This is a genomic window from Thioalkalivibrio sp. ALE10 (assembly GCF_000381385.1).
In the GTDB taxonomy this organism is placed as follows: Bacteria; Pseudomonadota; Gammaproteobacteria; order Ectothiorhodospirales; family Ectothiorhodospiraceae; genus Thioalkalivibrio.
The window spans coordinates 1-25,840 of record NZ_KB906460.1 but is presented as its reverse complement, the minus strand read 5'-3'; the positions used below and the strand labels follow the sequence as shown (position 1 = coordinate 25,840).

Genomic DNA, 25,840 nt, shown 5'->3' with positions numbered 1-25,840 from the left:
TCCTCTCAAGGGGAACATCGGGCCAATCAATGGCACTGAGAGGAGCGGACAATGTACGGAAAACTCTTGCGACGGGCCGTGGCCGGCGGTTTGCTGGCCGGTGCGTTCGGCGTGGTGGCGCCGGTGATGGCCGATGATCATGTGAGCATCATGGTGTTCGATGCCTCGGGGTCCATGTGGGCGCGGATGGAAGACGACAAGTCGCGCATCGAGGTGGCGCGCGAGGTGGTCGACGAGTTCGCGGCCAGTCGCGACGCCGGCATTCCCTTCGGTGTGGTGGCCTACGGGCATACCCGCCGAGGGGACTGCGACGACATCGAGGCCGTGCTGCCGCTGGGTACCCACGAGGGTGACGAGATCGCGCGCACGATCCACGATCTCAATCCGCAGGGCATGACGCCGCTGACCGACTCCATGGCCAGGGCCCGGGAGATGATCCCGCGCACGGCCGAGTCCGCGGATATCATCCTGGTGACCGATGGCCTGGAAAACTGCGGTGGCGATCCCTGTGCGCTGGCCGCCGAGATGGCGGAGGAGGGCATCGACCTGCGCGCCCATGTGGTCGGCTTTGCGCTCGAGGAGGAAGAGGTTCAGACCCTCTCCTGTGTGCCGGAGCAGACCGGTGGCCAGCTGTTCACCACGCAATCCGGCGAGGAACTCAGTGCCGCCCTGGACGAGATCGCGGTAGCGGAACCCGAGGCGCTGCGTGTGCAGCTGCGCGCGCTCGACGAACGCAATCCCGAAGAGCACCTGCGCCGGGTGGACTGGGAGGTGGCCGACGAGGCGGGCGAGTCGATCTTCTCCGGGGAGTCGCGGGGCATCATCGACCTGGAGCTGATGCCCGGTCATTACACGGTCGAGGCCGAAGCGGAAGTTTTTGCCGGCGGGACCGAGTTCGAGGTCACCCCGCAGACCGACGAGCCGGTCGACATCATGATGGCGAAGACGCAGGCCACGCTGGAGCTGAGCGCCGAGGATGCCGAAACCGGGGAAGCCTTGGGCGGGGTCGACTGGGTCGCGCTGAACGTGGAGACCGAGGAAGCGGTCGAGGCCCGCAGCGAGGATGCCGATCCGCTGGAACTCCACCTGGAGCCCGGGGAATACCGCATCACTGCCGAACGCGGCGCGACGAGCGGTGATGCGCGGGAGACGGCGACCCTCGCGGAAGACCGGGAAGTGGTCGTGACGCTGGAACAGGAACTGCCGGACGCCGAGCTCCATGCCCCGGACACCGCCGGCGTCGGTTCCATGGTCGATGTCGGCTGGGACGGGCCCGGCGAGGACCGTGACTTCATTGCCGTGGTGGAGCCGGGCGCGCCCGAGGATGATACGGGCCATTCGCGTCGGGCCAGCGAGCGCGTGCGGGACGAGGATGAGGTAACCCTGCAGATGCCGGATGCCCTCGGGCCCCACGAGCTGCGTTACGTGCATCGGGAAACAGGGGCGGTCCTGGCCACTCGCACCATCGAGCTGGAGCCGGTGGAGGCGTCCGTCTCGGCACCCGGTGATGTCCCGGCCGGGGCGCAGTTCGAGGTCGAATGGGAAGGCCCGGTCAACCGCAACGACTACATTGCGATCGTGGCGGCGGGGGCCCCGGAGGACGACACCGGGCATGGCCGGCGGGCCACCGCGCGGGTTTCGGAGGACGGCGAACCGGTGACCATCCAGGTACCGGATGCGCTGGGCACCTACGAGGTGCGCTATGTGCTTCGCGACAGTCGTCGGGTGCTGGCCTCGCAGGAGGTGACGCTGACCCCGGTGGAGGCGTCCGTCTCGCCACCCGAAGAGGTTCCGGCCGGGTCGCGGTTCGAGGTCGAATGGGAAGGTCCGGTCAACCGGAACGATTACATCGCGATCGTGGCGGCGGGGGCGCCGGACGATGAAACCGGGCATTCCCGCCGCGCCAACACCCGGGTTTCGGAAGACGGCGAGCCGGTGACCATCCAGGCCCCGGATGCGCTGGGCACCCACGAGGTGCGCTATGTGCTTCGCGAAAGTCGCCGGGTGCTGGCCTCGCAGGAGGTGACGCTGACCCCGGTCGAGGCGTCGCTGGAAGCGCCGGACATCGTGCTGCCGGGTGCCGATTTCGAAGTGCGGTGGGAGGGACCGGAGAATCGCAACGACTTCGTGGCCATCGTGGAGCCGGACGCGCCCGAAGGTGACAGCGGCGACAGCCGCAGCGCCAGCAGTCGTGTCTCCGGCGACACCGAGACCCTGACCGCGCCGGACGAGGAGGGCGAGTACGAGATCCGCTACGTGATCCACGAGTCCGGCCGCACCCTGGAGGCCATTCCGATTACCGTCGGCGGTACAGATGTGACCCTTTCGGCCGAAGATTCCGTGGCCGCCCGGAGCACGATGCAAGTGGACTTCACCGGACCGGGGCGCTTCGAGGATCTGATCGAGATCGTCAAGGCCGGCGCGGACCCGGACGACAGCGCGGTGCAGGATGCACGGGCCTCGCAGGGCAGTCCGGTGCAGCTGTTCGCGCCTTCCAGTGCGGGCAGCTACGAGATCCGCTACCGCGCTTCCGACAGCGGCGAGGTGCTCGAGAGCATCCCGCTGGAGGTGGAATAGGAGCCGGGGGCTCAGGCTTTCACCAGGGGCAGGCGCCCCTGGTCGACCCGGCGCAGGCCGTACACCAGGTCAGCGACGGGCGAGGCCGGTGCCATGTTCGGACCGGGGAGCGGACCGGGCGGAAGGATTCGCCCGTATGCCCCCGGCGGGTGCACAATATGGCCTGTTTCAGGCCTGCAGGACGCCCCGGGCAGCACCTCGTACATGGTGGATCATCGGCAATGACGGCTTTATCAACCGAAGCAGAAGTCCGGGCGGCGGTGGAGCGGTATTTCGATCGCTACTTCCGCGAGCGCGACCTCGTTGCTACATGTGAGCTGCTGAGCCCCTCCATGCACGGCATCGGGACCGGTTCCGGCGAGGTCTGCTTTACCCGGGAGGCGTCCGAGCAGCTCTACCGGCACGACATCGAGCAGGCGCCGAATCCGGTGCAATACTCCCTGCGGGATCTGCATGTGTCGCAGCCGGCGCCAGGGGTGGCGATCGCCAGCTGTGTGCTGGATCTGCACACGACCATTGCGCGTCAGGCCGTGCGCTTCAACGGAGTGCGACACAGCCTGGTGTGGAGCCGGCACGATGACGTCTGGCGCCTGGAGCACATCCACGTGTCCTTCCCCGGTGTGGAGCACGGGGACGATGAAGCCTACCCGGCCAAGGAGCTGGAAGACCGCAATGCGGTGCTGGAGCGAAGGGTGGACGAGCGCACGGCCGAGCTCCACGAGGCGCTGGCACGGATCGATCGTCTCGCTCGCACCGATTCGCTGACCGGCCTGGCCAACCGTCGCAGCATCGATGAAACCCTGCAACGGGCCCTTGCGCAGACGGGTGGCGGGGCCTCGACGCTGGCCGTGATTCTGCTGGATCTGGATCGGTTCAAGCGGATCAACGACGTGCACGGTCACCTCTAGGGAGACCGGATCCTGAAGGCGCTGTCCGGCATCCTGGCGCGGACTGTCGAGGGCGCGGGCCACGTCGGGCGCTGGGGCGGCGAGGAGTTTGTCATTATCGCGCACGAGATGGATCTGACCGTCGCCTGGCATCTTGCGGAGACCATCCGTGGCGAGATCCACGGCCTGCGCGATCCCGACGGGGTCTCCGTGACCGGCAGTCTGGGCGTGGTGGAGGCTCGTGCCGGGGATACTCATGAAACCCTGATGGCGCGTGCGGACCTGGCCCTGTATGCCGCCAAGGCCGGCGGACGCGATCGCGTGGAGCGCGGCTGACCCCCACGGCTCTCGCGTTTCGTGTATAGTGCGCAGCTGACCGTGTGGTCATTCCTTTTCGCCGGGCCCGGGGCACGCCAGTGCCGTCGCTGTTTCCGGCCCGTGTGAGTACTGTGTGATGTCCGAATCTCCCTCCTTTGACCAGCTCGGTCTGTCCGAGTCGCTGGTCCGTGCCCTGTCGAATCTGGGCTTTGCCACCCCCACCGCGGTCCAGGCCGCCTGCATCCCCGCCCTGCTGGGTGGTTGCGACGTGCTGGGCGAGGCCCAGACCGGCACCGGCAAGACCGGCGCGTTCGGCCTGCCGCTGGTGGATGGCGTGGACGCGGCCCTGAAGGCGCCGCAGGCGCTGGTGCTGGCCCCCACCCGCGAGCTGGCCGGTCAGGTGGCCGACGCCCTGAGCGGTTTCGCGGCGGGTCTGGACGGCATCGAGATCCTGCCGGTCTACGGCGGCCAGCCGATGGGTCAGCAGCTGCGTGCCCTGCGCGACGGGGCCCAGGTGGTGGTCGGTACGCCCGGCCGCGTGGCCGACCACGTCCGCCGCGGGAGCCTCGACCTGTCCAGCCTGCGCATGGTGGTGCTGGACGAGGCCGACGAGATGCTGCGCATGGGCTTCGTCGAGGAGATCGAGTGGCTGCTGGAGCAGACCCCGGCCGAGCGCCAGACCACGCTGTTCTCCGCGACCATGCCGGCGCCGATCCGGCGCATCGCGCACCGTCACATGCGCGAACCGGAAGAGATCCGCGTGGGTGCGGGCAACGAGGCCGGCGTCGACATCGACCAGAGCTACTGCCTGGTCGATCAGCGCAACAAGCTCGAGGCCCTGACCCGCCTGATGGAGACCGAGCCGGATCTGGATGCGGCGGTGGTCTTTGCCCGCACCAAGGCCGCGACGGTCGAGATCGCCGACCGGCTGGGCGCCGCCGGCGTGGCCGCCTCGGCGCTGAACGGCGACATGGAGCAGGGCGAGCGCGAGCGCGTGGTCGCCAACCTGCGCGACGGTCGTCTGGACGTGATCGTGGCCACCGACGTGGCCGCGCGCGGGATCGACGTCCCGCGCATCAGCCACGTGTTCAACTTCGATGCCCCGGGCGATGCCGAGGTCTACGTGCACCGGATCGGGCGTACCGGCCGCGCCGGGCGCAAGGGTCGCGCGATCCTGTTCCTGGAGCCGCGCAAGCGGCGCATGCTGAAAGACATCGAGCGCCTGACCGGCAAGTCCGTGCGTGAACAGGCGGTGCCCGACCGCGAGGCGGTGCGCGCACGGCGCGAGGATCGCTTCGCCGAACGCGTGCGGGCTGCCGTGGCGGATGACGCCGGGGGCCGTCACGCGGCCCTGGTGGAGCGCCTGCTGGCCGATGGCGAGACCTCGCCGCAGGATCTGGCCGGTGCCCTGGTGGCGCTGGCCACCGAGGGGTCCCCGCTGGATGCCTCCGCCATCGCCGGTGCGGACCCGCTGGCTGGTGCGGCCCGTGCCGGTCGCGACGACCGCTCCGGCGGCCGGGATCGTGGCGAGCGTACCAACAAGCGCCGCGAAGGCGGCCGTCAGGGCGATCGCGACGCGGGTCCCGAATCCGGCATGGTGCGCTACTACATGCCGGTGGGCCGCACCCACGGCGTCGCGCCGGGCGCGATCGTCGGCGCGCTGGCGAACGAGGGCGGGCTCAAGGGCCGCGACATCGGCCGTATCGGGCTGCAGCAGGAGCACTCGCACGTGGACCTGCCGGAGAGCCTGGACGAGGGCGCGATCCGCAAGCTGGGCGGCATCCATGTCGCCAACCGCCGCCTCGGGCTGACGCTGGAGATCCCGGCGCCGCAGGGCCCGGGCCACGACGCTCCGGCGCGCAAGTCGAAGCCCGCATCCCGCAAGCCCGCCGGTGGCAAGCCGGCGACCGGCAAGCGCCCCGCGTATCAGGCGACGGGCAAGGGCCCCGGACGGGCTTCGGGCAAGGGCCAGAGCAAGAACAGTACCGGAACCCTGGGCATCCGCCGCAAGGCCGCCAACGGCTGACCGCGACCGCCCCATCCGGATGGCGGATGGGGCGGCGCATGGCGGGGAGTCAGTCGCCGGTTTCGTGCTCCAGGTGGTCGATCAGGCGCTGGATGTCGCCCGGGTCGGCATCCGCGGGCACGCGTTCCAGGACGTACTGGCGGCGCTGCTCCGGCGTGAGCGGGTCACGCTCGTCCAGCAGGCCGTGTTCCTTCAGCCAGGACTCCAGCTGTTCACGCTGCCTGGTCCGCAGGCGCTGCTCGGTGCCGCTGGCCATGGTGATCGGATCCTGGCGCAGGCCCTCCAGCAGCTCTACAGGGTCACCCCCCGTTTCTTCCGCACGTCGTACCACGCCCTCGAGCGTGTTGTCGGTCAGCACGCCGTCCGCGTGCGCCTGTTCCAGGATCCCCCGGTTCACCGGTTGGCCATGGCCGATCCGGCAGGCGTCCAGCCAGTGCTCCAGAGCCATGCTGCGATGGGCGAGGGCGGTGCGCCGGCGTGTCTCGGGCAGGGCGCGGGCGGCGATCCGGCTGTCCAGCAGGCTGCGCAGCGGCCCGACCCGGTCCACCCGCCAGTCCTGCATCAGGCTCCGCGCGGTGGCGGGGTCGTCGAACAGTACGTGCAGCAGATGGACCTCTTCCGCCGGCGCCGTCGGGTCCGGGCGCAGGACGCCCAGCTCGCGGGCCCAGCTGGCGATGTCCCGGTCGCCGGGTTCAGGGATGGTCGGCGCGGCGGGAAGGCGGAAACGGGCCGGAGTCCGCCCCGAGCCTTCCCCGGACTTGTCCATCGCGATGCCGCGTACGGCCTGCAGGTCGACCCGGTGAGGTGACTCGCCGGTGGCCTGCTGCCACAGCTGCACCTCGTAGTCGCTGGCCGCCAGATACAGGATCTGTCGATCCTGCGCGAGTTCGCGCAGGGTGCGGAACATCACGCCGGCGCGTTCGGGGTCGGTAGTGGCCAGGGCTTCGTCGATCAGCAGCGGCCAGCGCCGTGATCCGTCGCCGGCCTCGCGGGTCTCCACGCGGGCCAGACGCAGGGCCAGCAGCAGCTGCATGCGGGTAGCGGTGGAAAGCTCGCCGGGGGTGCGCAGGGCCCCCTGCACGCGGTCCTCGCCGAGGAAGCCGTCGTCCTCGTCGCTCAACCGCAGGGCCCACTGGTGGTGGGTGAAGCGGGCGAAGGCCTCGCGCGCGCGGCGCAGCAGCTCGGGTTCTTCCTCGCGGCGGAACTCGTCCTGGATGTCGTCCAGCAGGAACCGGCCGGCGGTGCTTTCGAGGGCCCTGGCGCGGTGCTGCTCCAGCGCCTCGCGCGCGCCCTGTTCGGCCGCCATGGCCCGTTCGCGTTCCCCCTTGAGCCCGGTCTGGCGGATGCGTTCCCGGATCTGGCTGCGTTCCTCGCGCAGTTCCTCCAGCCGTGCGGCGCGGTCGACCGCCTCGGTGTGGCGCCGGGCCAGGGTGTCGCGCTCGCCGGGGGAATCCTGCGTGCCGGCCAGGGCGAGCAGGTCCGGACGGGCCACCAGTTCGCGCGCGAGGTCGTCGCGGCGCCGGCGCTGTTCTTCCCGCTGGTCCCGCAGTTCGTGCCACGCCTCGTGCTGCTCCAGACGCTGTTTCAGAATGCCGCGCTGATCCGGCCCCAGGCCGACCTCGGCCAGCTCGCGGGCGGTTTCCTGCTCGATCTCCTCCAGCGTGTCCCGCAGCCGCCGCGCCTCGCGTTCCTTCTCGGCGGCCTCGCGCTCGGCCTCTGCGGCCTCGTCGGCGCGCTGGCGCAGGGCGGCCACGGCAGGCGCCAGATCGACGTGGGCCGGGGATGCGTCGGGCGCGGCGTCGGTTTTGGTGCCGGGCCAACGGGCGAGGGCTTCGCGCAGTTCCGTGGACAGGGCCCGGACGCGGCCGGCGGTGTCCGCCCGCCGGGCTTCGGCTTGCTGCAGGGCCAGCTCGGCCTGCTGCAGCTCGCGGGTGCGCTGGAGGAAATCGTCGAGCCGCCCGGCAAGCGTCGGGTCGAAGCCGGCTTCGCGTGCGAAGGCGGCCTCTTCCTGTTCCAGTTCCTGCAACTGTCGGTCCACGCTGTCGCGCTCGGACCGCAGCGTGCGGGCCTCCTCGAAACGCTGGCGGTCCAGCCGCAGTGTATCGCGGCGGCGTTCGATGGCCTCGAGACAGGCGCGCACGCCGGCCGGGACCCACGGCGCATCGGGGGCCTTGTCCAGGCCCAGCGCCGTGAACTCCCGGGTCAGCTGGTCGCGGCGGGCGTCCGCGGCCAGCGCTTCGGCCGAGCGGCGCAGACGTTCCGGCAGGATCCCGGAGACCATCCCAGGGAACCGCAGCGGCAGCAGCGCCAGCAGCATCACGCCGCCGCCCACGACAGCCAGCCAGCCGGGGCCGACGAGTCCGCCAAAGACCGCGATGATGGCGCCCAGGCCAGCCCCGAGCACGGTCGGGAGGACGGGACGCTCGCGGTGGTCCGGCGACGGCAGGGCCAGCCAGTCATACAGCAGCCGCGCGCCGCGTTCGTGGCGTTCCAGCTCCTCTTCGGGGGAGGACTCCGGCGCACCCTGCACCCGCGTCTCGAGGGCCGTGCGGCGGTCTTCCAGCTCGCGCCGGCGGCGGGCGAGATCGTGCGCCCGGTCGAGGCTGGCGTCATCCAGTTGTGGCAGTTCGCGGGCGGAGTCCTCGCGGCCGTCGAGCCGGGCGAGGGCCCGGTCGCGCGCGGTACGCGCGTCGGTACAGGCGGTGTCGGCGTCAGCCAGTGCCCGTTCCTGCTGGTGCAGGGCCTCCAGACGCCCGCGCAGGCGTTCGAGTTCGGCGGGATCCGGTCGGGCGTTCTCCAGCCCGGTACGTGTCAGCCGCTCGGCGGCCTGCCGGCGGGCCTGTTCCGTGCGGGCGAGTTCTTCGCGGGCGTGCTCGCGGCGGCGGTCCAGTGCGGCGAGGCGTTCCGGTTCGCGGCCGGTCAGGCGCTCCATGTCGGGCGGGAAGTCTTCCAGGCGTGCGGCGGTCCCGCGCAGCGCCTGTTCGGTGTCCAGCAGGCGCAGTGCGGTCTCCAGGGCCTGCTGCTCTTCCTGCGCCTCCATGGCCTGCGCGATCTCGCGGTCCAGCTCCGGCAGGCGCTGTTCCCCGGCGGCGGCCTGGCGCTGTTCTCGCTCGACCTCCTCGCGCTGCTGCCGGGCCCGTTCCAGCGCCTGACGCTCGCGGTGTCCGGCGCGCGGGGCATGCGGGAACAGCTCGTCGCGCAGTGCGGGCAGATCCAGCCCGCCGTTGAGTTCCCGGCGCAGCTGGCGGGCGAGCGCCTGCTCGCCGCTGCCCTGGATCTGCACCAGGTCCTCGACGCCGATCAGGTAGCTGTCGAGCAGATCCGCCGGGGGCGGGGCGGGCGGTTCGGCCGGGCGGCCATCGCACTGCCACGCCACATGTGCCCCGTTGCGGTCCACGGTCCACAGATGGCGCCCGTCGTGGAAGCCGGCGGTCAGCGACAGCAGGTGCGGGTCGCCCGGGCGATGCCCGGCCAGCAGATGGCGCAGGGCGCGGATCAGGCTGCTCTTGCCGGAGGCATTCGGCCCGGTGACGAAGTTGACCGCCGGGTCCAGAGCGTCGATGACGAAGCCCCGATCGATCCCGGGCAGCCGGCGGATCTCGATGGATTGCAGTTTCACGCGCCGGCCTCCGTCTCGGCCAGCAGGCGTTCCAGCAGGCGGCTGCCGGTATCGGTCAGGTGTTCGGCGATGGCTTCTTCATCCAGTGCCGCCGCGGGCAGGCCCTGCCAGCGGGCGTCGTCGGCGACCGGTGCCAGCTCGTCGCGTGCGCGTTCGATCAGCGCGCGGCGGTCGGGGTCGTCGGCCGGGCGGTGCAGGTCGCGCAGCCGGCGGGCCAGCAGCCCGGCGTGGTCCTGCCGGCGGGCCAGTTCGTCCAGGTCGATCGGCGGCCGGGTATCGGCGAGGATGCGCTCGATGAAGGTGAAGCGCTCGGGGCCGGCGGCGATGCTTTCCTCGCGATGCCCGTCCAGCTGGTGTGCCACCTCGCCGGCGAGGGTGGTGGCCCCGGTCAGGCGCAGGCGCAGGCCCAGCGCGCGCGGCGGGACGGGGCGGGCGTCCAGTCCCGCTTCCAGCTCGCGCAGCTGCTGCAGCAGGCGGGTGCGGGCCTGTTCGGCGGTCTCGAGGCCGGTGAGGTCGAGATCGACGCGGGCCCAGTGCAGCGGGGCGAGGCACTGCTGTTCCAGGGACTGGATGCGGCCCGCCTCCACGGTCAGCAGCCACGGGCCGCGCGCGCCGTGTTCGCCGGGGTGCAGGCCGGTAATGGAGCCGAGGTAACCGCCGGTGTAGCGCCCGGCCGTGCCCGCGGCGTCGAGGGCGTCCGGGCGATGGATATGCCCCAGCAGCCAGGCATCCAGTCCGGCACCGGCCAGTTCGGCCGAGCGCACCGGGGCGTAGTGCGAGTCGCGTGCGTCGCGGTCGGCATGCAGCAGGCCCAGGTGAACGCCGGCCGCGGCCCCTTCGTTCGCGTGGAAGTCGTGTCCGGCGAGCGGGCTGGTGGTCACCCGCCGCGACGGGAATGACCAGCCGTGCAGGGTTACGCGGTCTTCGCCGGTCCCCAGGGTGACGCTTTCCCAGGCCCCGCCACGGCCCAGCAGGTGGAAGCCCTCGAGTTCATCGGCCAGACGCGGCAGCACGGCCACGTCGTGGTTGCCGGCCACGCCCGCCACGCGGATGCCGGCCCCGGTCAGACGGTCGATGCCGGTGCGCAGCTGCCGGTAGGCCTCGAAGAAGTCGTCCTCGCGTTCGACCAGGTCCCCGGCCAGTGCCACCGCGTCCACCTGCTGTTCGATGGCCAGGCGGACACAGCGCTCCCAGGCCTCGGCCGGCCCCAGGCGCGCGCCGTCGTCGGCCAGCGCGGCCGGCAGCCGGGAGGGACGGCGACCCAGGTGCATGTCGCCCACGGCGAGGATTCGAACGGGCATGGAGATCCCTTTCCGGTGTTCGGGGCCCTATGGTCGCACCGCCGGAGGCAGGGGAGAAGTGGGCCCGCCCCCTGTATCCGGAGGGGGACAGGAGTGTCCCCTGTGGGTGATGCTGGTGCATCACAACGGAACCTTTTCGGGGGGCAACGCCATGAAGGACTTCAGCATGCGGGAGACCTTGGGTCTGCTGCGCAGTACCGCACCGTTTCTGGTGTTCCGTTTCGTCATCTACGTGGGGATCACGCTGGCGTACGTGATCGGCACGGGGGTCGGTGCGGGCCTCGGCTACGGGATCGGATATATCGGCGACAACCCCGGGGTATTCGGTCTGTGGGGCGGCTTCATCGGCTTCGGCCTGGTGGGCGCGGTGGTGTACTTCTTCCGCGAATACCTGCTGTACATCGTCAAGGCCGGGCATATCGCCGTGCTGGTGGAGCGCATGGATGGGCAGGAGCTGCCGCAGGGCCGCGGCCAGATCGAGCACGCGCGCGAGGTGGTGCGCGAGCGTTTCGCCCAGGCCTCGGTGCTGTTCGCGGTGGATCAACTGATCAAGGGCGTACTCAAGGTCTTCAACCGGGCCTTCTTCAGCATCGCGGCGTTGATCCCGCTGCCCGGGACCAGGGGGCTGGCGAGCTTCATCAACACGGTCATCAACCTGTCGCTGACCTACCTGGACGAAGTGATCCTCGCCTACAACATCCGCACCCGGGCCGAGAATCCGTGGGCGGCCAGCCGCACCGCACTGATCCTGTACGCGCAGAACTACAAGGCATTCCTGAAGAATGCATTCTTCCTCGCGTTCTTCATCTGGGGCATGACCTTCGTCGTGTTCCTGATCATCCTCGCGCCGATCGCCGGGCTGGTGGCCCTGATCCCGGCGCTGGCCGGTCCGCTGACAGTCATCATTGCCCTGGTGTTCGCCTGGGGCGTGAAGCAGGCCGTGATCGAGCCGGTGGGCATGGTCGCGCTGATGCAGGTGTTCAACCGCGTGACCGAGGGCCAGGACCCCGACCCGGAGTGGGAGGGGCGGCTGGAAAAACTGACCGGCAAGTTTGGCGAGATGCGCCAGAAGGCCGCCGCCTGGACCGGAGGCTCCGGGCGTTCCGATGAGGCCGATGGCATGGCGACGGCCGGTGCCGCCAGCGGTGGTAGCGAGGGGGCTGACCCTGATGCCCCGACAACGGGCTCCGGCGAGCAGGATCGGGAAGACCGTGGTCGGGACGACCCCGGATCGGGGCGTTAGGAACGCGCGGCCGTCGGTCTTCCGGATCCGGGGCAGGGACGTCCACCACGCCCGGGCGGATGCAGTAGCATGCGCCTCATGGACGCAGAGACCGATTCCGGAGTGGAGGGCGCGCGCCGGCTGGCCGAGCGGCTGAAGGCGCGCTATCGCAAGCGGATCACCGGCGAGCTGGTGATGCCCGCGCGGCCGGCCAGCACCGCGCCCATCCCCGACGACCTTGATCCGGCGATCGCCTCCGCGCTGCGGGCGCGCGGCGTCGAGCGGTTGTACAGCCACCAGCGGGCGGCCTGGGATCGGGTGCGTGCCGGGCATCACACCGTCGTGGTCACGCCCACCGCGTCGGGCAAGACCCTGTGCTACAACCTCCCGGTGCTGCAGGCGGCGCGCGAGCGCAAGGCGAAGGCGCTGTATCTGTTCCCCACCAAGGCGCTGTCGCAGGACCAGGTGGCCGAGCTGATGGAGCTCAACGAGGCCGGTGATCTGGGCGTGCGCGCCTACACCTTCGACGGTGACACCCCGGGCGATGCGCGCAAGGCGGTGCGCACGCGCGGCGACATCGTGGTGACCAACCCGGACATGCTGCATCAGGGCGTGCTGCCGCACCACACCAAGTGGGCGCAGTTCTTCGAGAGCCTGGAGTACGTGGTCATCGACGAGACCCACAGCTACCGCGGGGTGTTCGGCTCGCACGTGGCCAACGTGATGCGCCGGCTGCGCCGGGTCTGCCGCTTCTACGGCGCGGATCCGGTGTTCATCCTGAGTTCCGCGACCATCGCCAACCCGCAGGAGCTGGCGGAAGGGCTGGTGGGCGCACCGGTGGAGGCGATCACCGAGAGCGGCGCCCCGGCCGGTGAACGCCACCTGCTGCTGTGGAACCCGCCGGTGGTCAACGCCGATCTGGGCATCCGCGCCTCGGCGCGTTCGCAGGTCACGCGCATCGCGCGCATGGCGCTGCGCTCGCGGCTGTCCACCATCATCTTCGCGCGCACCCGGCTGATGGTGGAGATCATCACCCGCTACATGAAGGACGTGTTCGACAACGACCCGCGCAAGGCGGCGCGGGTGGCCGCCTATCGCGGCGGCTATCTGCCGAACGAGCGCCGCGAAACCGAGAAGGCGCTGCGCGGCGGCAACGTCGACTGCGTGATCGCCACCTCCGCGCTGGAGCTGGGCGTGGATATCGGCAGCCTGGACGTGTGCCTGCTGACGGGCTACCCCGGCACCATCGCCAGTACCTGGCAGCGTCTCGGCCGCGCCGGGCGGCGCAACCGGCCGTCGCTGGGCGTGCTGGTGGCCAGTTCCGAGCCGCTGGATCAGTACATCATCCGCAACCCGGAGTTCTTTCTCGGGCAGTCGCCGGAGCAGGCGCGCATCGCCCCGGACCAGCTACTGATCCTGCTGGACCACGTGCGCTGCGCCGCCTTCGAGCTGCCGTTCCGGCGCAGCGAGACCTTCGGCGGCGAAGATCTGGAGGCGCTGCTGAATTACCTGGAAGAGGAGGGCGTGCTGCACCGCGAGTCCGACACCTGGCACTGGACCGAGGACAGCTACCCGGCGCAGAGCGTCAGCCTGCGCTCGGTGGCCGAGGGCAACTTCGTGGTGGTGGACACCAGCGACGGGCAGCAGAACATCATCGCCGAGGTGGACTTCTCCAGTGCCGCCGAGACCCTGTACGAGGGGGCGATCTACCTGGTGCAGGCGGTGCCCTACCAGGTCGAGCACCTCGACTGGGACGGGCGCAAGGCCTTCGTCACCCGCACCCGCGCCGATTACTACACCGACGCCATCGACTACACCCGGCTGAAGATCCTCGACGACTTCGAGCGCAGCGCCGCCGGGCAGGGGGAGGCCGCGCGCGGCGAGGTGCACATTGTCCGCCGCATCCCGGGCTACAAGAAGATCCGCTACTACACCCACGAGAACGTGGGCTACGGCAACATCAATCTGCCGGACCAGGAGATGCACACCACCTCGGTGTGGTGGCAGATGGTGCCGGAGGCCCTGGCGGCGCGTTTCGCCTCCCGCCATGAGGCGCTGGACGGCTTCCTCGGCGCGGCCTATGCGATGCACCACGTCGCCGCGCTGGTGGTGATGGCCGAACCGCAGGATCTTGGCCGCGCGGTGGGCGATGGCGACGCCCGCTGGTTTGCCACCGTGGGGGCCGGCGGCCGCGGCCAGCTGCGCACCCTCGACGGCGGCGAGCGCGACCCCGAGCAGGAGGCGCGCTTCCGCCCGGCGGTGTTCCTGTACGACAACTATCCCGGGGGCGTGGGGCTGTCGTCGCCGCTGTTCGATGCGCGGGCGCGGGTGGTCCGCGACGCCCTGGCCTTGATCCGCAACTGCGGCTGTGCCCATGGCTGTCCCGCCTGCATCGGCCCGATTCTCGCCAGCGACGAGGTGCGCGGGTTCTCGCCCAAACAGGCGGCGCTGACCGTGCTGGAGGCCCTTGGCGAGGGGGCGGCGGCATGAGCCTGTCCGACCGGCTGAACACCCTGCGACGGCAGGCCGGCGTGAACCCGGAACGGCGCACCGCGGACGAGGTTGTCCGGGACGGGGCCGGACCCTCCGGTACGGCCCCGGGGGGTCCGGAAGCCGGCCCTGCGGGTGCCGCAGGCGGGACGGCCCCCGGGACCGAATCCGGGCAAGAAACCGGTTCGATGACGGACGCCTCCGCAGATCCGGGGGGTACGTCGGGCAACGAAGGGTCCGTGCACGGAGGTCGGGCGCCGGCGACCGGGCAGGGCGAAAGCCCGCAGCGCGCCCGCGCGCTGGCCGAGCTGCGCGAACGGATCCGGCGTATGGGAGCTGCGCCGAAACCGCCCAGTCCGCAGGATGCCCCGCCGTCCGCCGTACCCCCCGCAGTCGGGAAGGCAGACAGCGCGACGGCACCCGCCACGAGCCCCCATGGCCCGGCCGTGTCCGTCGACGAACTCGCCGAACGTCTCGGCGGCAGCCGCATCGGCGAACACGTGATCCTGCTGGATCGCGAGCTGCCACCGGGGCACGAACATGGCCGGCTGGCTCTGGGGGAGGCCCTGGGAGCGGCGTGGCCGTTCTGGGAGGCCGGCGAACGGGTGGGCTTCATCGACACCGAGACCACGGGGCTGGCCGGCGGTGCCGGGACCGTTGCGTTTCTGGTGGGCCTGGCGACCCCGAGCGGCGAGGGCCTGCGCCTGCGCCAGTGGCTGATGACCGCGTTCGCCGGCGAGGCCACCATGCTGGAGTCGGTGGACGCCGCGCTGGCCGGCTGCGAGCGCCTGGTCAGCTACAACGGCAAGACCTTCGACCTGCCGCTGTTGCGCGACCGCCGACGCATGCAGCGTCGAAACGATCCGGCGGACAGCGCCCACACCGACTTTCTCCATCCGGTACGCGCGCTGTATGGCCATGCCTGGCCCGACTGCCGACTGCGCACCGCGGAAGAACGGCTTCTGGGCCTGCAGCGCCCCGATGACCTCCCCGGGTCTGACGCGCCGTGGGCGTGGCAGGCGTATCTGCGCTTCGGTCAGGCGGATTTGCTGCAGCGTGTGGTGCGGCACAATGCCGACGATATCTTCAGTCTGGCCGTTCTGGGTCCCGCGCTCGCCGGGGTGCTGGCCGACCCGCCGGCGCAGCTGGCTTCGCCCGAGGGCGCCGCGCGTCTGTTGCACCGGCTTCGGGGGCCGGTGGAAGCCCGCCGGCTGCTGCAGCAATGCGAACAACGGCTGACCCCCGCCGGGCAGTTGTGGCTCGCCCGGGAATGGCGTCGCGCGGGTGTCCGGGAACGCGCGGTCGCCCTGTGGCAGCCTCTGGCCGAACAGGGCCATCCGGAAGCCATCGAGGCCCTGGCCAAATACCACGAGCATCAGCGCCGTGACCCCGCGACCGCCCTGGAGTGGGCGCGTCGCCTGCCGGATTCTGCCGCCGCGCGTGCGCGGTGTGCCCGTCTGGTACAGCGCCTCGGCCGGGATGCAGGCCTGCTCGCCGACGCGAGCCCGGACTCGGCCCCCGATCGGCCAGAGGGCTGGCCTCCCACCGGTTGAAGCCGGGCTTGGCCCCGACCGGTCCGTTCCGGTGCCGGGGATTTGTTACGATTCCGGAATCCCTCGCCACGTCGAGTCCATGCCCATGCGCCTGTCGAACGAAACCCGCGAGACGATTCGCACCACGGTGCGGGAGGTCTTTGGCGAGGAGGCCCGCGTGCTGCTGTTCGGTTCGCGCACGGATGATGCCGCGCGCGGCGGGGACATCGACCTGCTGGTGGAGCTGCCGCAGTCGATGCCGGATCGGCGGTCGCGGGAGCTGACCCTGGTGGCGCGCCTGCAGAGGCGCCTGGGGGATCGCGAATTCGATGTGGTCACCATCGATCCCGATACGACCTGCGAGCCGATTCACCGCGAAGCCCGTCGCACGGGGGTGCCGCTGTGAACGAGGAAAGTTTGCTGCCAGTCGATCGCTTTCTGCAGACGCTGGAGATCGTGCGCCGGGAGGGAGGACATCTGGACTGGAGTCGCGGGCGGCTGGCAGCGGAATTGATCGACGCTGAATGGGTGCGAGCGCTGGACGACGCCCCGGAGCGAGCGGAGCGCATGGAAGCATTCGTGTCCCGTTTCGGCCGCATGCAGGACACCATCGCCGACAAGCTCCTGCCACGCTGGCTTCTTGCGCTGGCGGAAACACCGGGCAGTCAGATCGAGGTCCTCAATCGGGCGGAACGTCTGGGTGTGATCGAGGACCTGGAAGACTGGCTTGAAGTGCGGCGGCTGCGCGACCGGCTGGTGCACGAGTACATGCGCGATCCGGAGACCTTCGCCGAAGACCTTTGTCGTACCCGCGCGCACACGGATATGCTGCTGGACACCTACGAGCGGGTGCGGCGTTTCGCGGTGGAGCGCATGGGACTGGATTCCACGGCGGTGCCCGTATCGCTTGTGGGAGCGAAATAGTGCCGGCATGTCGCTGATCCGGCGCTATCCGCCCAAGGCGCCGGCGCCCCGCCGGGAGATCTTCGGCTGGGCGATGTTCGACTTCGCCAATCAGGCGTACACCCTGCTGATCATCACCGTGATCTTCGGCGATCTGTTCACCCGCGTGATCGTGGGGGACGGGCCGGATTACCGCCTGGGCAACCTGCTGTGGAGCGTGGCGCTGGCGGTGAGCTACGGGATGGTGGTGCTGCTGGCGCCGCTGGCGGGGTCGATCATGGATGCCACGGCCACGCGCAAGCGGTTCCTGCTGGGTTCATGGCTGTTGACGGTGGTCACCACGGGACTGCTGTATTTCGTCGAGCCGGGGCTGATCTGGTTCGGCATGGCGCTGATCATCGCCTCCAACTTCGGGTACGCCATCGGCGAGTCGTTCATTGCCAGTTTCCTGCCGGATCTGGGGCCGCCGGAGCGGCTGGGCTGGATCTCGGGGCTGGGCTGGGGTCTGGGCTACCTGGGCGGGCTGGTGGCCACGGCGTTTGCGCTGGGGCTGCTGGGTGAGGTGACCGAGGAGAACTTCGACCGCATCCGCTGGGTGGGGCCGTTCGCGGCGGCGTTCTTCCTGGTCTCGGCGCTGCCGACCTTTCTGTTTCTTAAGGAGCGCGGCACGCGCCGCGAGCTTGCGCGCCGGGTGCAGCTGGGGCTGGGCTGGCGGCGCGTGCTGCTGGCGCTGCAGCGCCTGAGCGAGGATCGCGCGCTGCGCAGCCTGTTTGTGTCCATCTTCTTTCTGATGGCGGGGATCTACATCATCATCGCCTTCACCTTTATCTATGGCTCGCAGGTGATCGAGTGGGATGAGTCCACGCGGGTGACGATGTTCGTCATTACCCAGATCACGGCGATCGTCGGGGCGATCGGGTTCGGCTGGCTGCAGGATCGCGCGGGGCCGGTGCGGATCTACCGCCTGACGCTGATCATGTGGTGTCTGGCGGTCCTGGCGATCTACGCCACGCCCGCGGTGGCGGATGCCCTGGCCGCGCTGCTGGGCCGCCCGGTGGAGGCGCAGGAGGTGTTCCTGGTGGTGGGGGCGGTCGCCGGCCTGAGCCTGGGGGCGGCGCAGTCGGCCGGCCGCGCGCTGGTGGCGATCATGTCCCCGCCGCGCGAGGCCGGGCGGTGGTTCGGGTTCTGGGGGCTGGCGGCCAAGGCGGCGGCGATCTTCGGTCTGCTGGGCCTGGGCCTGCTGCAGGCCTGGCTGGGGCTGGCCAACGCCATCCTGTTCTGTCTGGCGCTGTTCGTGATCGCCCTGATCGCGTCTGCCCCGGTGCGCACGCCCGACCACATCGCCGGCGTGTGAACCGTTGAGCCGGCCGGAGCCGGCTCGCGGTTTATGGCTCAGTGCGCGTGGTGGCCCTGGTGCAGGTATTCCACGCCGTCGAGGGTCTGGAGATGGATCTCGCGCACCGGGATGAAACGGGCGCTGCCGGGGGTCACGATCTCTTCGGTCACGCGCACGCGGTAGGGCGGCTCGCAGTTGAGCAGCTGGCCCACGTAGCGCTTGCCTTCGGCCTCCACGCGCACCGGAGTGGTGTCTTCGTACTGGCTGAAGTTGTAGGAGACGTTGCGCGGGTACTGCAGGTTGCCTTCCGAAAAGGTGCTCATCGCCGGATTCTCGCTGTTGGGTTGATGGGATCGCGGACCATTCTACCCGCTCTGCTTGATGGTGGCGAAGGCATCGAGAGCGGCCTGGCGGCTCTGTCAGGGCCGGCAAGAGCCGCGGGCGGCGTCAGTCAACTGCCCATTCCAGTATTTCGCTGAACATCCAGATTGTTGGTTCGCGGTCGCCATCGAAGGCCCGGACGGCGGTTTCGACGATTTGCCACTGCGGGACGAGATCCCAGTTTACGGAGACGCCGGAAAATGCCGCCAGATCTTCGATAAAGAGCCTCTGCGTTGGTCCGTTGCCTTCCGGGAAGGGGTGCAGGCGATTGATCAGGTCGTAATAGCGAGCGAGATTCCGAGTGAATGGCTCGCGGTCCAGTCCCCGAAGAAAATCCTGTTCGGCCAGTTCCGTGTAGATCTGATGAGCGTAGTGTTCGATGGACCCGGCGGGGGTGAATTCGCAGTAACCCTTGCGGATGTCGAACGAGCGGATATGCCCCGCCCAGTCATAAAGGTCCTGAAAAATCTGGTGGTGGATGTGACACAGGTGTTCGAGGTCGAATGTGGCGGGGCGGTGGGGTCGATCCCGGTACTCTTCGATGCGGACCCAGGTGAGGGATGCTTCGGCTTCGGCAAGTTCCCGGCGGTCTTTCAGGCCGAGGTGGTTGATGTAGACGTTGGTGCCGGGCCAGGTTTCAGGTTCGACCGGCATACCAGGAACGGATCTCGCCAACGGCCTTTTCGGCATTGATCTCCCCGCGAGCCATGGCTGCGACCAGGGCTTCGGTCCGCGGGTCGGCGTGCAGTCCCTCAAGGCGGATGTTGGCGCGGGATCGCCGCACGCGCTCAACCGGGTCGTGTGGCCCGAGGGGCTGCAAGCTAAGGCGCGGTCTCTTGATCGGCTTCATTTCCATTCTCAATCCAGAAAAACTCTCTAACATTCCAGTGTAGCACCGTACGTTTCGCCCGGTCTGCGATGACGACGACGGTGCCTCAACCATGGTCGGACCTCGGCGGGTTCTTGATGGTGGCGAAGGCATCGAGGGCGGCCTGGCGGCTCTGTTTCAGGTCGACCATGGGGGCGGGGTAGTCGGCGGCGAGGCCGGGGCGCAGCTGGTGGATGTCGTGGGCGGGGGCGCGGGCGAGTTCGGGGACGAAGCGCCGGATGTAGGCGGCGTCGGGGTCGAAGCGTTCGCCCTGCCGCTGCGGGTTGAAGACGCGGAAGTAGGGCGCGGCATCGGCGCCGCAGCCGCCGGCCCATTGCCAGCCGAGGGTGTTGGCGGCGAGGTCGGCGTCGACCAGGGTGTCCCAGAACCAGCGCGCCCCCGCGTGCCAGTGCAGGCGCAGGTTCTTGGTCAGGAAGGAGCCGACGGCCATGCGCATGCGGTTGTGCATCCAGCCGGTCTCCCACAGCTGGCGCATGGCGGCGTCGATCACCGGGATGCCGGTACGACCCTGCTGCCAGCGCTCCAGGTCTTCCGCCGACTCCCGCCACGGGAAGGCCTCGAAGCGCGGGTTCAGGGGCTGCTCCGGGGTGTGCGGGAAGTGGTACAGCACGTGGTGGGCGAAGTCGCGCCAGCCGAGTTCGCGCACGAAGGGCTCGGCCGGGCCGTCGGTCGGCTCGAGCCCGGCCTGGCGCAGGGCGCGCAGGATCTGGGTCGGGCTGATCTCGCCGAAATGCAGATGCGGCGACAGCCGCGAGGTGCCATCGGTGTCGGGGCGCTCGCGGCGTTCGGCGTAGGCGCCCACGCCGTCTTCGATGAAGCCCTGCAGACGCTCCAGAGCGGCGCGCTCGCCGGGGTTCCAGGCCGCGGCCAGCCCGCTGTCCCAGCGGATGCGCGGCAGCAGCTCCAGGGCCTCCAGCGGTTCCGAGGCCGGAGGCGACGGCGGCGCGGGGATGCGGCTCGGGGCCGGCAGCGGGTCGCCTTCCAGCCCGCGCTTGCAGGCGGCGCGCCAGTACGGGGTAAAGACCCGGTAGGGCGTGCCCTGACCGGTGGCCAGTTCCCAGGGTTCGTGCAGCAGGGCGGCGGCGAAGCTGTGCACCTCCAGACCGTCCTCGCGCAGCGCGGCCTTGATGGTGGCGTCGCGCGCGGTGATCGCCGGTTCGTACAGGCGGTTCCAGTAGACCGCGCCGGCGCCGGTCTTGTGCACCAGCGCGCGGAGCTGCTCAAGGCTGGGGCCCCGGCGCAGGGTCAGCGTGGCCCCCAGGGCCTCGAGCTCGCCCACCAGCGCCTGCAGGCTGTGATGCAGCCACCAGCGCGACGCCGCTCCGGGGGCCCAGGGCGCTTCTTCGTCCGGGGCGTGAATGTACACCGGGATCACCGGGCCGCCGCGGCTGAGGGCGGCGTGCAGCGCGGGCTGGTCGGCCAGACGCAGGTCGCGGCGCAGCCAGACGAGGGCGGGGGACGGGGTACTCACAGGCGGTCTCCTTTGCGCAGGCGCCGGCGCAGCTCGCCCGCGCGGTCGCGGATCTGCTGCAGGCGCTCGGGGTCCATGCGTTCGACGTGCTTCCACTGCAGCGCGGTGCGCGGGTGGCGGGCGAAGCGCTCGCGGTGGCGGTCGAGGAAATCCCAGTACAGGGTGGTGAACGGGCAGGCACGTTCGCCGCTGGCCTCGCCCGGGTCGAAGCGGCAGTGGCGGCAGTAGTTGCTCATGCGCTGGATGTAGCGCCCGGTGGCCACGTAGGGCTTGGAGGCCATGCGCCCGCCATCGGCGTACTGCGACATGCCGAGCACGTTGGGCAGCTCCACCCATTCCACTGCGTCCACGTAGATGCCGAGATACCAGGCGTGGATCGCGCGCGGCTCCACGCCCAGCAGCTGGGCGAACAGCCCGGTGACCATCAGGCGCTGGATGTGATGGGCGTAGCCCAGCCGCAGGGTCTGGCCCACCGCCTGCGCCAGGCAGGTCATGTTGGTGTCGGCGTCCCAGTACAGCCGTGGCAGCGGTTCGTGGGCGTCCAGCGCGTTCCAGGCGTGCCAGTCGTCGCCGAAGTGGAAATACAGCCCGCGCACGTATTCGCGCCAGCCGAGGATCTGGCGGATGAAGCCCTCCACCGCCTCGATGGGCGCGTGCCCGTCGTGCCATGCGGCCTCGGCCTCGCGGATGGCCGCGCGCGGATCCAGCAGGTGCAGGTTGAGCGCGGCGGAGATCCGCGCGTGGTAGAGCCACGGCGCATCGGTCCACATCGCATCCTGCCAGGTGCCGAAGTCGGGCAGCCGGTTCCGGATGAAATCCTCCAGCGCCGCCTGCGCCTGCTCCGGGGTGACCGGCCAGTCGAAGTCCTCCAGCTCGCCCGGCAGGTCCGGCAGGTGGGTGCGCACGTCGTCGATCGCCTCTCGGGTGATGGCATCTGGCGCGAAGCTGGCGGGCTCCGGGATCAGGCCGGGGCCCTGACGGCCGAAGCTGCCCCGGTTGCTGGCGTCGAAGTTCCACGCGCCACCTGCGGGCTGGTCGTCGTCCATGAGCACGTCGTGCTCGCGGCGCAGCTTGCGGTAGTAGTGCTCCAGGCGCAGCTCGCGGCGCGACCCGGCCCAGCGGCCGAAGGCCTCGGGGGTGTCGATGAAATGCGGGTCCTCGCGGATCTCCAGACGCAGCCCGTGACGAGCGGCGGCGTTTTCCAGATCCCGCTGCACGCGCCGTTCGCCGGGCTGCAGCACGCACAGGCGTTGTGGTTGCAGGTGCGCCAGGTCGTATTCCAGCGCGCCGCCGAGGTCTGCCGGGCGATCGGTCGAGCCGAGCCGGCGGTAGTGCACGGTCAGCCCGGCCGCGCGGCGGCGTTCGGCGAAGTGGCGCATCGCCGCCAGGAACAGCGCGGTGCGGGCCCGGTGCGAGGGGACGTGAGTGGATTCGCCGGTGACTTCGGCCATCCACAGGGCATCCTGTGCCGGGTCGAGGGTGGCGAGGACGGGGTGTTCGGGGGCCAGCTGGTCGCCGAGGACGATCAGCAGCGTGCGCAGGGGCGTCGCCATCGCCTCGGGCCCATCCGGGGGGTCAGCCGCGGCCCAGGTACTGCCAGAGCCGGTCGGCGGCTTCCAGGGGGGCGCCGGGCAGGACTTCCACCGGACGCTGGCGGTCGAGCTTGGACAGTTCAAGGGCTGCGGAGCCGGCCAGGTAGACCGGTGAGCCGGGTGCCGCCAGGATTCCCTCCACCTGATTGAGGTCCGGGCTGCGCAGCAGTCGCGACGAGCCGTGCAGAACAATCCCGCGCGCACCCAGGGTGCCGACCAGCGACTCCAGCGCGGTCGCACTGGTCGCGTCGAACAACGACAGGGTTGCGAGACCACGCCGGGCACAGCTGACCTGGAGCAGCATGCCGCCGACCTGTTGATGACCGCCGCCGAGCACCAGGCAGGGTGCCACAGGCCCTTCGCAGGCCCGCAGGGCATTGCGCAGCTGGTCGGCCAGGGCGGCGGTGGCCCAGGCGGAGAATACTGCCAGGCGCACCTCGCCCTCCGGCGAATGGCGGGACTCCTCGCGCAACTGACGATAAACCTCGAGGAAGGCGCGTTCGTGCACCCCGTCCCATCCGTGGCGCATTACCAGCCGCGCGTAGGCGCGGTCCAGCTGCTCCACGTCCAGCGGGTCGACCGCGTGGTAGAGCGCGTCGGCGATGGGGTCGGCGGTATGCGGGGCAATCCCGGGGCCACTGATCGCCGGCCGCCGGCCGGGTGCCGGCGAGGCGGGTGCGTCGTCCGCCTCGGGGGCGGCCGATTCCTGTGCCGCGGCGTCTTCGTCGCGCTGCAGCACGCGATGGACCTGCGAGACCGGGATGCCCTGGTCCAGCAGTTCCATGATCCGACGGACCCGCCGGATGTCCTCCTCGCTGTAGAGGCGGTGCCCCTTGGGGGTGCGCATCGGGCGGATGAGCCCGTACCGACGCTCCCACGCGCGGAGGGTGACATCATTGATGCCGGTCTCCGCACAGACGTGCCGGATCGGGTACAGCCCCGCCTGCTCGTTCGAGTCGTTGTCGGTTGCGATGGCCATGCTCCGAACTATACAGGATCTGTACAGACCATGTACGAAAAAGGTGGATGCCGGCTCGGGAATTCCGCGAGGGAATGCTTGATCAACTTGAGCGGTCTTACAGACATTACACGTCCGGATTGAGGTAGGCTATGAGTTTCATGAATCCCGTGTCCGAAATGCGCCGCACGCTTGCGGTTCTGGCGGCAGGTCTGGCGCTGGTTCTGGCCGGAGCCCATCCGCTGGCGGCCGAGCCGGCGAATCCGGAGATGGCGGACAGCATTTCCCCGTATCTGCGTCTGCACGCGGAGGACCCGGTGCAGTGGCGGGCCTGGGATCGGGGCCTGCTGGACGAGGCGCGCGAAAGCGGCCGGCCGCTGCTGATCTCCAGCGGTTATTTTTCCTGCCATTACTGTCACGTGATGCATGAGGAAAGCTTTCTCGACCAGGGCATCGCCGAGCGGCTCAATGAGCATTTCATCCCGGTCAAGCTGGACCGCGAGGTGCATACCGCGCTGGACACCTATCTGCTGGAGTTCCAGCGCGCCACCGGGGGTAGTGCCGGCTGGCCCCTGAACGTGGTGGTGATGCCCGAGGGCCATGCGCTGACCGGGATCGTCTATGCGCCGCGGGATGGCTTTGCCGAGTTCCTCGACGGCGTGGTGGAGCGGCTGAGGGCGGATGAGGAGCGCCTGGCCGAACTGGCCGCCGCCGGCTCGCGCGAGCTGGAACAGCGTCTGCGCGACGGGGAGCAGCCCCTGTCGGCGGAGCGTGCGGCACGCCTGCCGGACGTCCTCTGGAGCCGAATGGAACGCGAAGCGGATGATCTGGGCGGGGGCTTCGGGCAGGAGACCAGGTTCCCGCATTCCCCCTATCTGGATGCACTGCTGACCGCACAGGAAGACACCCGCGCGCCGGACTGGGTCGGGGAATTCCTGAGCATCACTCTGGAAGAGATGGCCGGATCCGGGCTGCGCGACGTGCTCGGCGGCGGCTTCTTCCGTTATTCGGAAACCCCGGACTGGGGCACGCCGCACTTCGAGATCATGCTCGAGGACCAGGCGCAGCTGGCGCGTGTCTACCTGCGTGCCGGCGAGCTCTTCGGGCGCGAGGACTGGACGCGGATCGGCCTGGAGACCCTCGATTTCGTCGGCCGCGAGATGGCCCTGCGCGATTCCGACCCCGGCGCGGCGGGCGCACCGGAGAGCGATTTCCGGGGCTTTGCCTCCAGCCTGTCGGCGCTGGACGACGAGGGCCGCGAGGGCGGTGCCTACCTGTGGCCGGGCTCGGCCCTGGATGCCGCGCTGGAGGATCACCCCGAGTCGGAGCTGGTGCGGGCGCGCTTCGGCATGGACGGCGCACCTGCGTTCAGCGCGGGGCATCTGCCGGCCGACCGGATGGACACCGCAGCCCTGGGCGAGCGCTTCGGCCTCGACGAGGAGCGGGTGCGCGACTACGTCGACCGGGGGCGCGAGGCGTTGATCGAGGCGCGCCAGGAACGCGGCCTGCCGCGTGACGAGAAGGTGCTGACCGGCGCCCACGGTCTGCTGCTGTCGGCGCTGGCCGAGGCGGTGCGTCAGGATCTGGGCGAGGAGTACGCGGCCATGGGCCGGGACGTGCGCGACTGGCTGGCGGCGCGGGCCGACGAGCCGGAGGATCTGCCGGCGCTGCTGGGCCTGCCCGCGGAGGAGGCCGGCCCGGCCACGCTGCCGGATTACGCGTACGTGGCCCGCGGCCTGCACGACTGGGACGCCGCCACTGACAGCGGAGACGGCGAGCGGGTGCGCGCCCTGCTGCGTACCGCCTGGACGCGTTTCTCCGGCGAGGACGGGTTCCGCACCACCGAGGACCCCCCGCTGCCGGGCATGATCGCCGAGCGTTTCCATCCGGCCGTGCACCGCCCGTCGGGCACCACCGCCGTGCTGCAGCTGACGGCCGAACACGCCGCAGCGGATGCGGATCTGGAGTCCGCGCTGGCCGACTATCCGCTGGAGCCGGGGCAGGGCATCGAGAGCAATCCCCTGCACCACGCGGGCCTGATCCTGTGGCTGGAGGATCGCGGGGACAACGTTCGAAGGTGAATGGGATGGAATTCTGGCCTGAGTAACGTGTGGATGACATTCCGCTTTCCGTTTTTGCTCTTCGGGAAGCATGGCGTTGCAGTCGTAAGAACTTTCTGCCTCCTGTTAAAAGGCGAGGGATAGGATTTTGTGAAGTTATTCCCTTGATTCCTGCGTCCACATACGGGAGGGTTCAACGACAATCAAAGCCCTGACCACGGAGTGGTTAATGCCTTCTCGCAACGGACTGTTCTTCACCCTCGCGCGTGCGGGGGTGG

The 25,840-nt window shown here is 70.0% G+C and carries 17 protein-coding genes and 1 pseudogene; 10 read left to right on the top strand and 8 right to left on the bottom strand.

From position 1 onward, the window contains the following. The first annotated feature begins 51 nt into the window (after positions 1-51). From F788_RS0112745 to F788_RS0112735, 3 genes and pseudogenes are all read left to right on the top strand, one after another. On the top strand, positions 52-2,577 hold the full coding sequence (locus tag F788_RS0112745) for a VWA domain-containing protein (RefSeq protein WP_019590414.1): 2,526 nt from the start codon (positions 52-54) through the stop codon (positions 2,575-2,577). Between the two features lie 158 nt (positions 2,578-2,735). Then, positions 2,736-3,800 (top strand): annotated as a pseudogene (locus F788_RS13470) (diguanylate cyclase domain-containing protein). Positions 3,801-3,918: 118 nt separating this feature from the next. Next, entirely contained in the window at positions 3,919-5,808 is a 1,890-nt protein-coding gene (locus F788_RS0112735; protein ID WP_019590411.1) for a DEAD/DEAH box helicase, read from the top strand. Between the two features lie 49 nt (positions 5,809-5,857). Here the strand turns inward: F788_RS0112735 and F788_RS0112730 are convergent, their stop codons facing one another. Both F788_RS0112730 and F788_RS0112725 read right to left on the bottom strand, forming a co-directional pair. Further along, positions 5,858-9,427: a hypothetical protein gene (locus F788_RS0112730; RefSeq protein WP_019590410.1), complete on the bottom strand. Its 3,570-nt coding sequence runs from the start codon at positions 9,425-9,427 to the stop codon at positions 5,858-5,860. Further along, positions 9,424-10,728: a DNA repair exonuclease gene (locus tag F788_RS0112725; protein WP_019592937.1), complete on the bottom strand. Its 1,305-nt coding sequence runs from the start codon at positions 10,726-10,728 to the stop codon at positions 9,424-9,426. The genes F788_RS0112730 and F788_RS0112725 overlap by 4 nt, the downstream gene beginning before the upstream one ends. A gap of 151 nt (positions 10,729-10,879) precedes the next feature. Between F788_RS0112725 and F788_RS0112720 the strand changes: the two genes are divergently transcribed. From F788_RS0112720 to F788_RS0112695, 6 genes are all read left to right on the top strand, one after another. Continuing rightward, positions 10,880-11,971: a hypothetical protein gene (locus tag F788_RS0112720; RefSeq protein WP_026332791.1), complete on the top strand. Its 1,092-nt coding sequence runs from the start codon at positions 10,880-10,882 to the stop codon at positions 11,969-11,971. Between the two features lie 69 nt (positions 11,972-12,040). Then, positions 12,041-14,440: a DEAD/DEAH box helicase gene (locus F788_RS0112715; RefSeq protein WP_019590407.1), complete on the top strand. Its 2,400-nt coding sequence runs from the start codon at positions 12,041-12,043 to the stop codon at positions 14,438-14,440. Next, positions 14,437-15,993: a ribonuclease H-like domain-containing protein gene (locus F788_RS0112710; RefSeq protein ID WP_019590406.1), complete on the top strand. Its 1,557-nt coding sequence runs from the start codon at positions 14,437-14,439 to the stop codon at positions 15,991-15,993. The genes F788_RS0112715 and F788_RS0112710 overlap by 4 nt, the downstream gene beginning before the upstream one ends. A gap of 85 nt (positions 15,994-16,078) precedes the next feature. Continuing rightward, positions 16,079-16,378: a nucleotidyltransferase domain-containing protein gene (locus tag F788_RS0112705; RefSeq protein ID WP_018945842.1), complete on the top strand. Its 300-nt coding sequence runs from the start codon at positions 16,079-16,081 to the stop codon at positions 16,376-16,378. Beyond that, positions 16,375-16,896: a hypothetical protein gene (locus F788_RS0112700; RefSeq protein ID WP_019592938.1), complete on the top strand. Its 522-nt coding sequence runs from the start codon at positions 16,375-16,377 to the stop codon at positions 16,894-16,896. Before F788_RS0112705 ends, F788_RS0112700 begins: the two co-directional genes overlap by 4 nt. Positions 16,897-16,903: 7 nt before the next feature. Continuing rightward, entirely contained in the window at positions 16,904-18,229 is a 1,326-nt protein-coding gene (locus tag F788_RS0112695) for an MFS transporter (RefSeq protein ID WP_019590404.1), read from the top strand. 38 nt (positions 18,230-18,267) lie between these two features. On the opposite strand, the gene F788_RS0112690 is transcribed toward F788_RS0112695, so the two are convergent. From F788_RS0112690 to F788_RS0112665, 6 genes are all read right to left on the bottom strand, one after another. After that, a complete protein-coding gene (locus tag F788_RS0112690) occupies positions 18,268-18,534 on the bottom strand; it encodes a hypothetical protein (protein WP_019590403.1) in 267 nt (88 codons plus the stop codon). A gap of 124 nt (positions 18,535-18,658) precedes the next feature. Then, a complete protein-coding gene (locus F788_RS0112685) occupies positions 18,659-19,246 on the bottom strand; it encodes a Fic family protein (protein ID WP_019590402.1) in 588 nt (195 codons plus the stop codon). Continuing rightward, positions 19,230-19,376: a hypothetical protein gene (locus F788_RS13810; RefSeq protein WP_231372067.1), complete on the bottom strand. Its 147-nt coding sequence runs from the start codon at positions 19,374-19,376 to the stop codon at positions 19,230-19,232. The genes F788_RS0112685 and F788_RS13810 overlap by 17 nt, the downstream gene beginning before the upstream one ends. A gap of 151 nt (positions 19,377-19,527) precedes the next feature. Beyond that, positions 19,528-20,952 carry a deoxyribodipyrimidine photo-lyase gene (locus F788_RS0112675; RefSeq protein WP_019590401.1) on the bottom strand — a complete coding sequence of 475 codons (1,425 nt, stop codon included), beginning with the start codon at positions 20,950-20,952 and terminating at the stop codon, positions 19,528-19,530. Further along, positions 20,949-22,505, bottom strand: coding sequence for a cryptochrome/photolyase family protein (locus tag F788_RS0112670; RefSeq protein WP_019590400.1), 1,557 nt, complete (start codon positions 22,503-22,505; stop codon positions 20,949-20,951). Before F788_RS0112670 ends, F788_RS0112675 begins: the two co-directional genes overlap by 4 nt. 22 nt (positions 22,506-22,527) lie before the next feature. Continuing rightward, the gene (locus F788_RS0112665) at positions 22,528-23,523 is read right to left on the bottom strand and encodes a MerR family transcriptional regulator (protein ID WP_019590399.1); all 996 of its coding nucleotides are present in this window, start codon (positions 23,521-23,523) and stop codon (positions 22,528-22,530) included. Positions 23,524-23,654: 131 nt separating this feature from the next. Between F788_RS0112665 and F788_RS0112660 the strand changes: the two genes are divergently transcribed. Continuing rightward, positions 23,655-25,583 (top strand): thioredoxin domain-containing protein, encoded by a 1,929-nt coding sequence (locus F788_RS0112660; protein WP_019590398.1) that lies wholly within the window; start codon positions 23,655-23,657, stop codon positions 25,581-25,583. The last annotated feature ends 257 nt before the right edge of the window (positions 25,584-25,840 follow it).

Coding starts and splice junctions, on each gene's coding strand:
- F788_RS0112685 (WP_019590402.1), bottom strand. CDS start 19,246: ATGCCGGTCGAACCTGAAACCTGGCCCGGCACCAACGTCTACATCAAC.
- F788_RS0112735 (WP_019590411.1), top strand. CDS start 3,919: ATGTCCGAATCTCCCTCCTTTGACCAGCTCGGTCTGTCCGAGTCGCTG.
- F788_RS0112725 (WP_019592937.1), bottom strand. CDS start 10,728: ATGCCCGTTCGAATCCTCGCCGTGGGCGACATGCACCTGGGTCGCCGT.
- F788_RS0112670 (WP_019590400.1), bottom strand. CDS start 22,505: ATGGCGACGCCCCTGCGCACGCTGCTGATCGTCCTCGGCGACCAGCTG.
- F788_RS0112715 (WP_019590407.1), top strand. CDS start 12,041: ATGCGCCTCATGGACGCAGAGACCGATTCCGGAGTGGAGGGCGCGCGC.
- F788_RS0112745 (WP_019590414.1), top strand. CDS start 52: ATGTACGGAAAACTCTTGCGACGGGCCGTGGCCGGCGGTTTGCTGGCC.
- F788_RS0112660 (WP_019590398.1), top strand. CDS start 23,655: ATGAGTTTCATGAATCCCGTGTCCGAAATGCGCCGCACGCTTGCGGTT.
- F788_RS0112665 (WP_019590399.1), bottom strand. CDS start 23,523: ATGGCCATCGCAACCGACAACGACTCGAACGAGCAGGCGGGGCTGTAC.
- F788_RS0112710 (WP_019590406.1), top strand. CDS start 14,437: ATGAGCCTGTCCGACCGGCTGAACACCCTGCGACGGCAGGCCGGCGTG.
- F788_RS0112695 (WP_019590404.1), top strand. CDS start 16,904: ATGTCGCTGATCCGGCGCTATCCGCCCAAGGCGCCGGCGCCCCGCCGG.
- F788_RS0112690 (WP_019590403.1), bottom strand. CDS start 18,534: ATGAGCACCTTTTCGGAAGGCAACCTGCAGTACCCGCGCAACGTCTCC.
- F788_RS0112720 (WP_026332791.1), top strand. CDS start 10,880: ATGAAGGACTTCAGCATGCGGGAGACCTTGGGTCTGCTGCGCAGTACC.
- F788_RS0112705 (WP_018945842.1), top strand. CDS start 16,079: ATGCGCCTGTCGAACGAAACCCGCGAGACGATTCGCACCACGGTGCGG.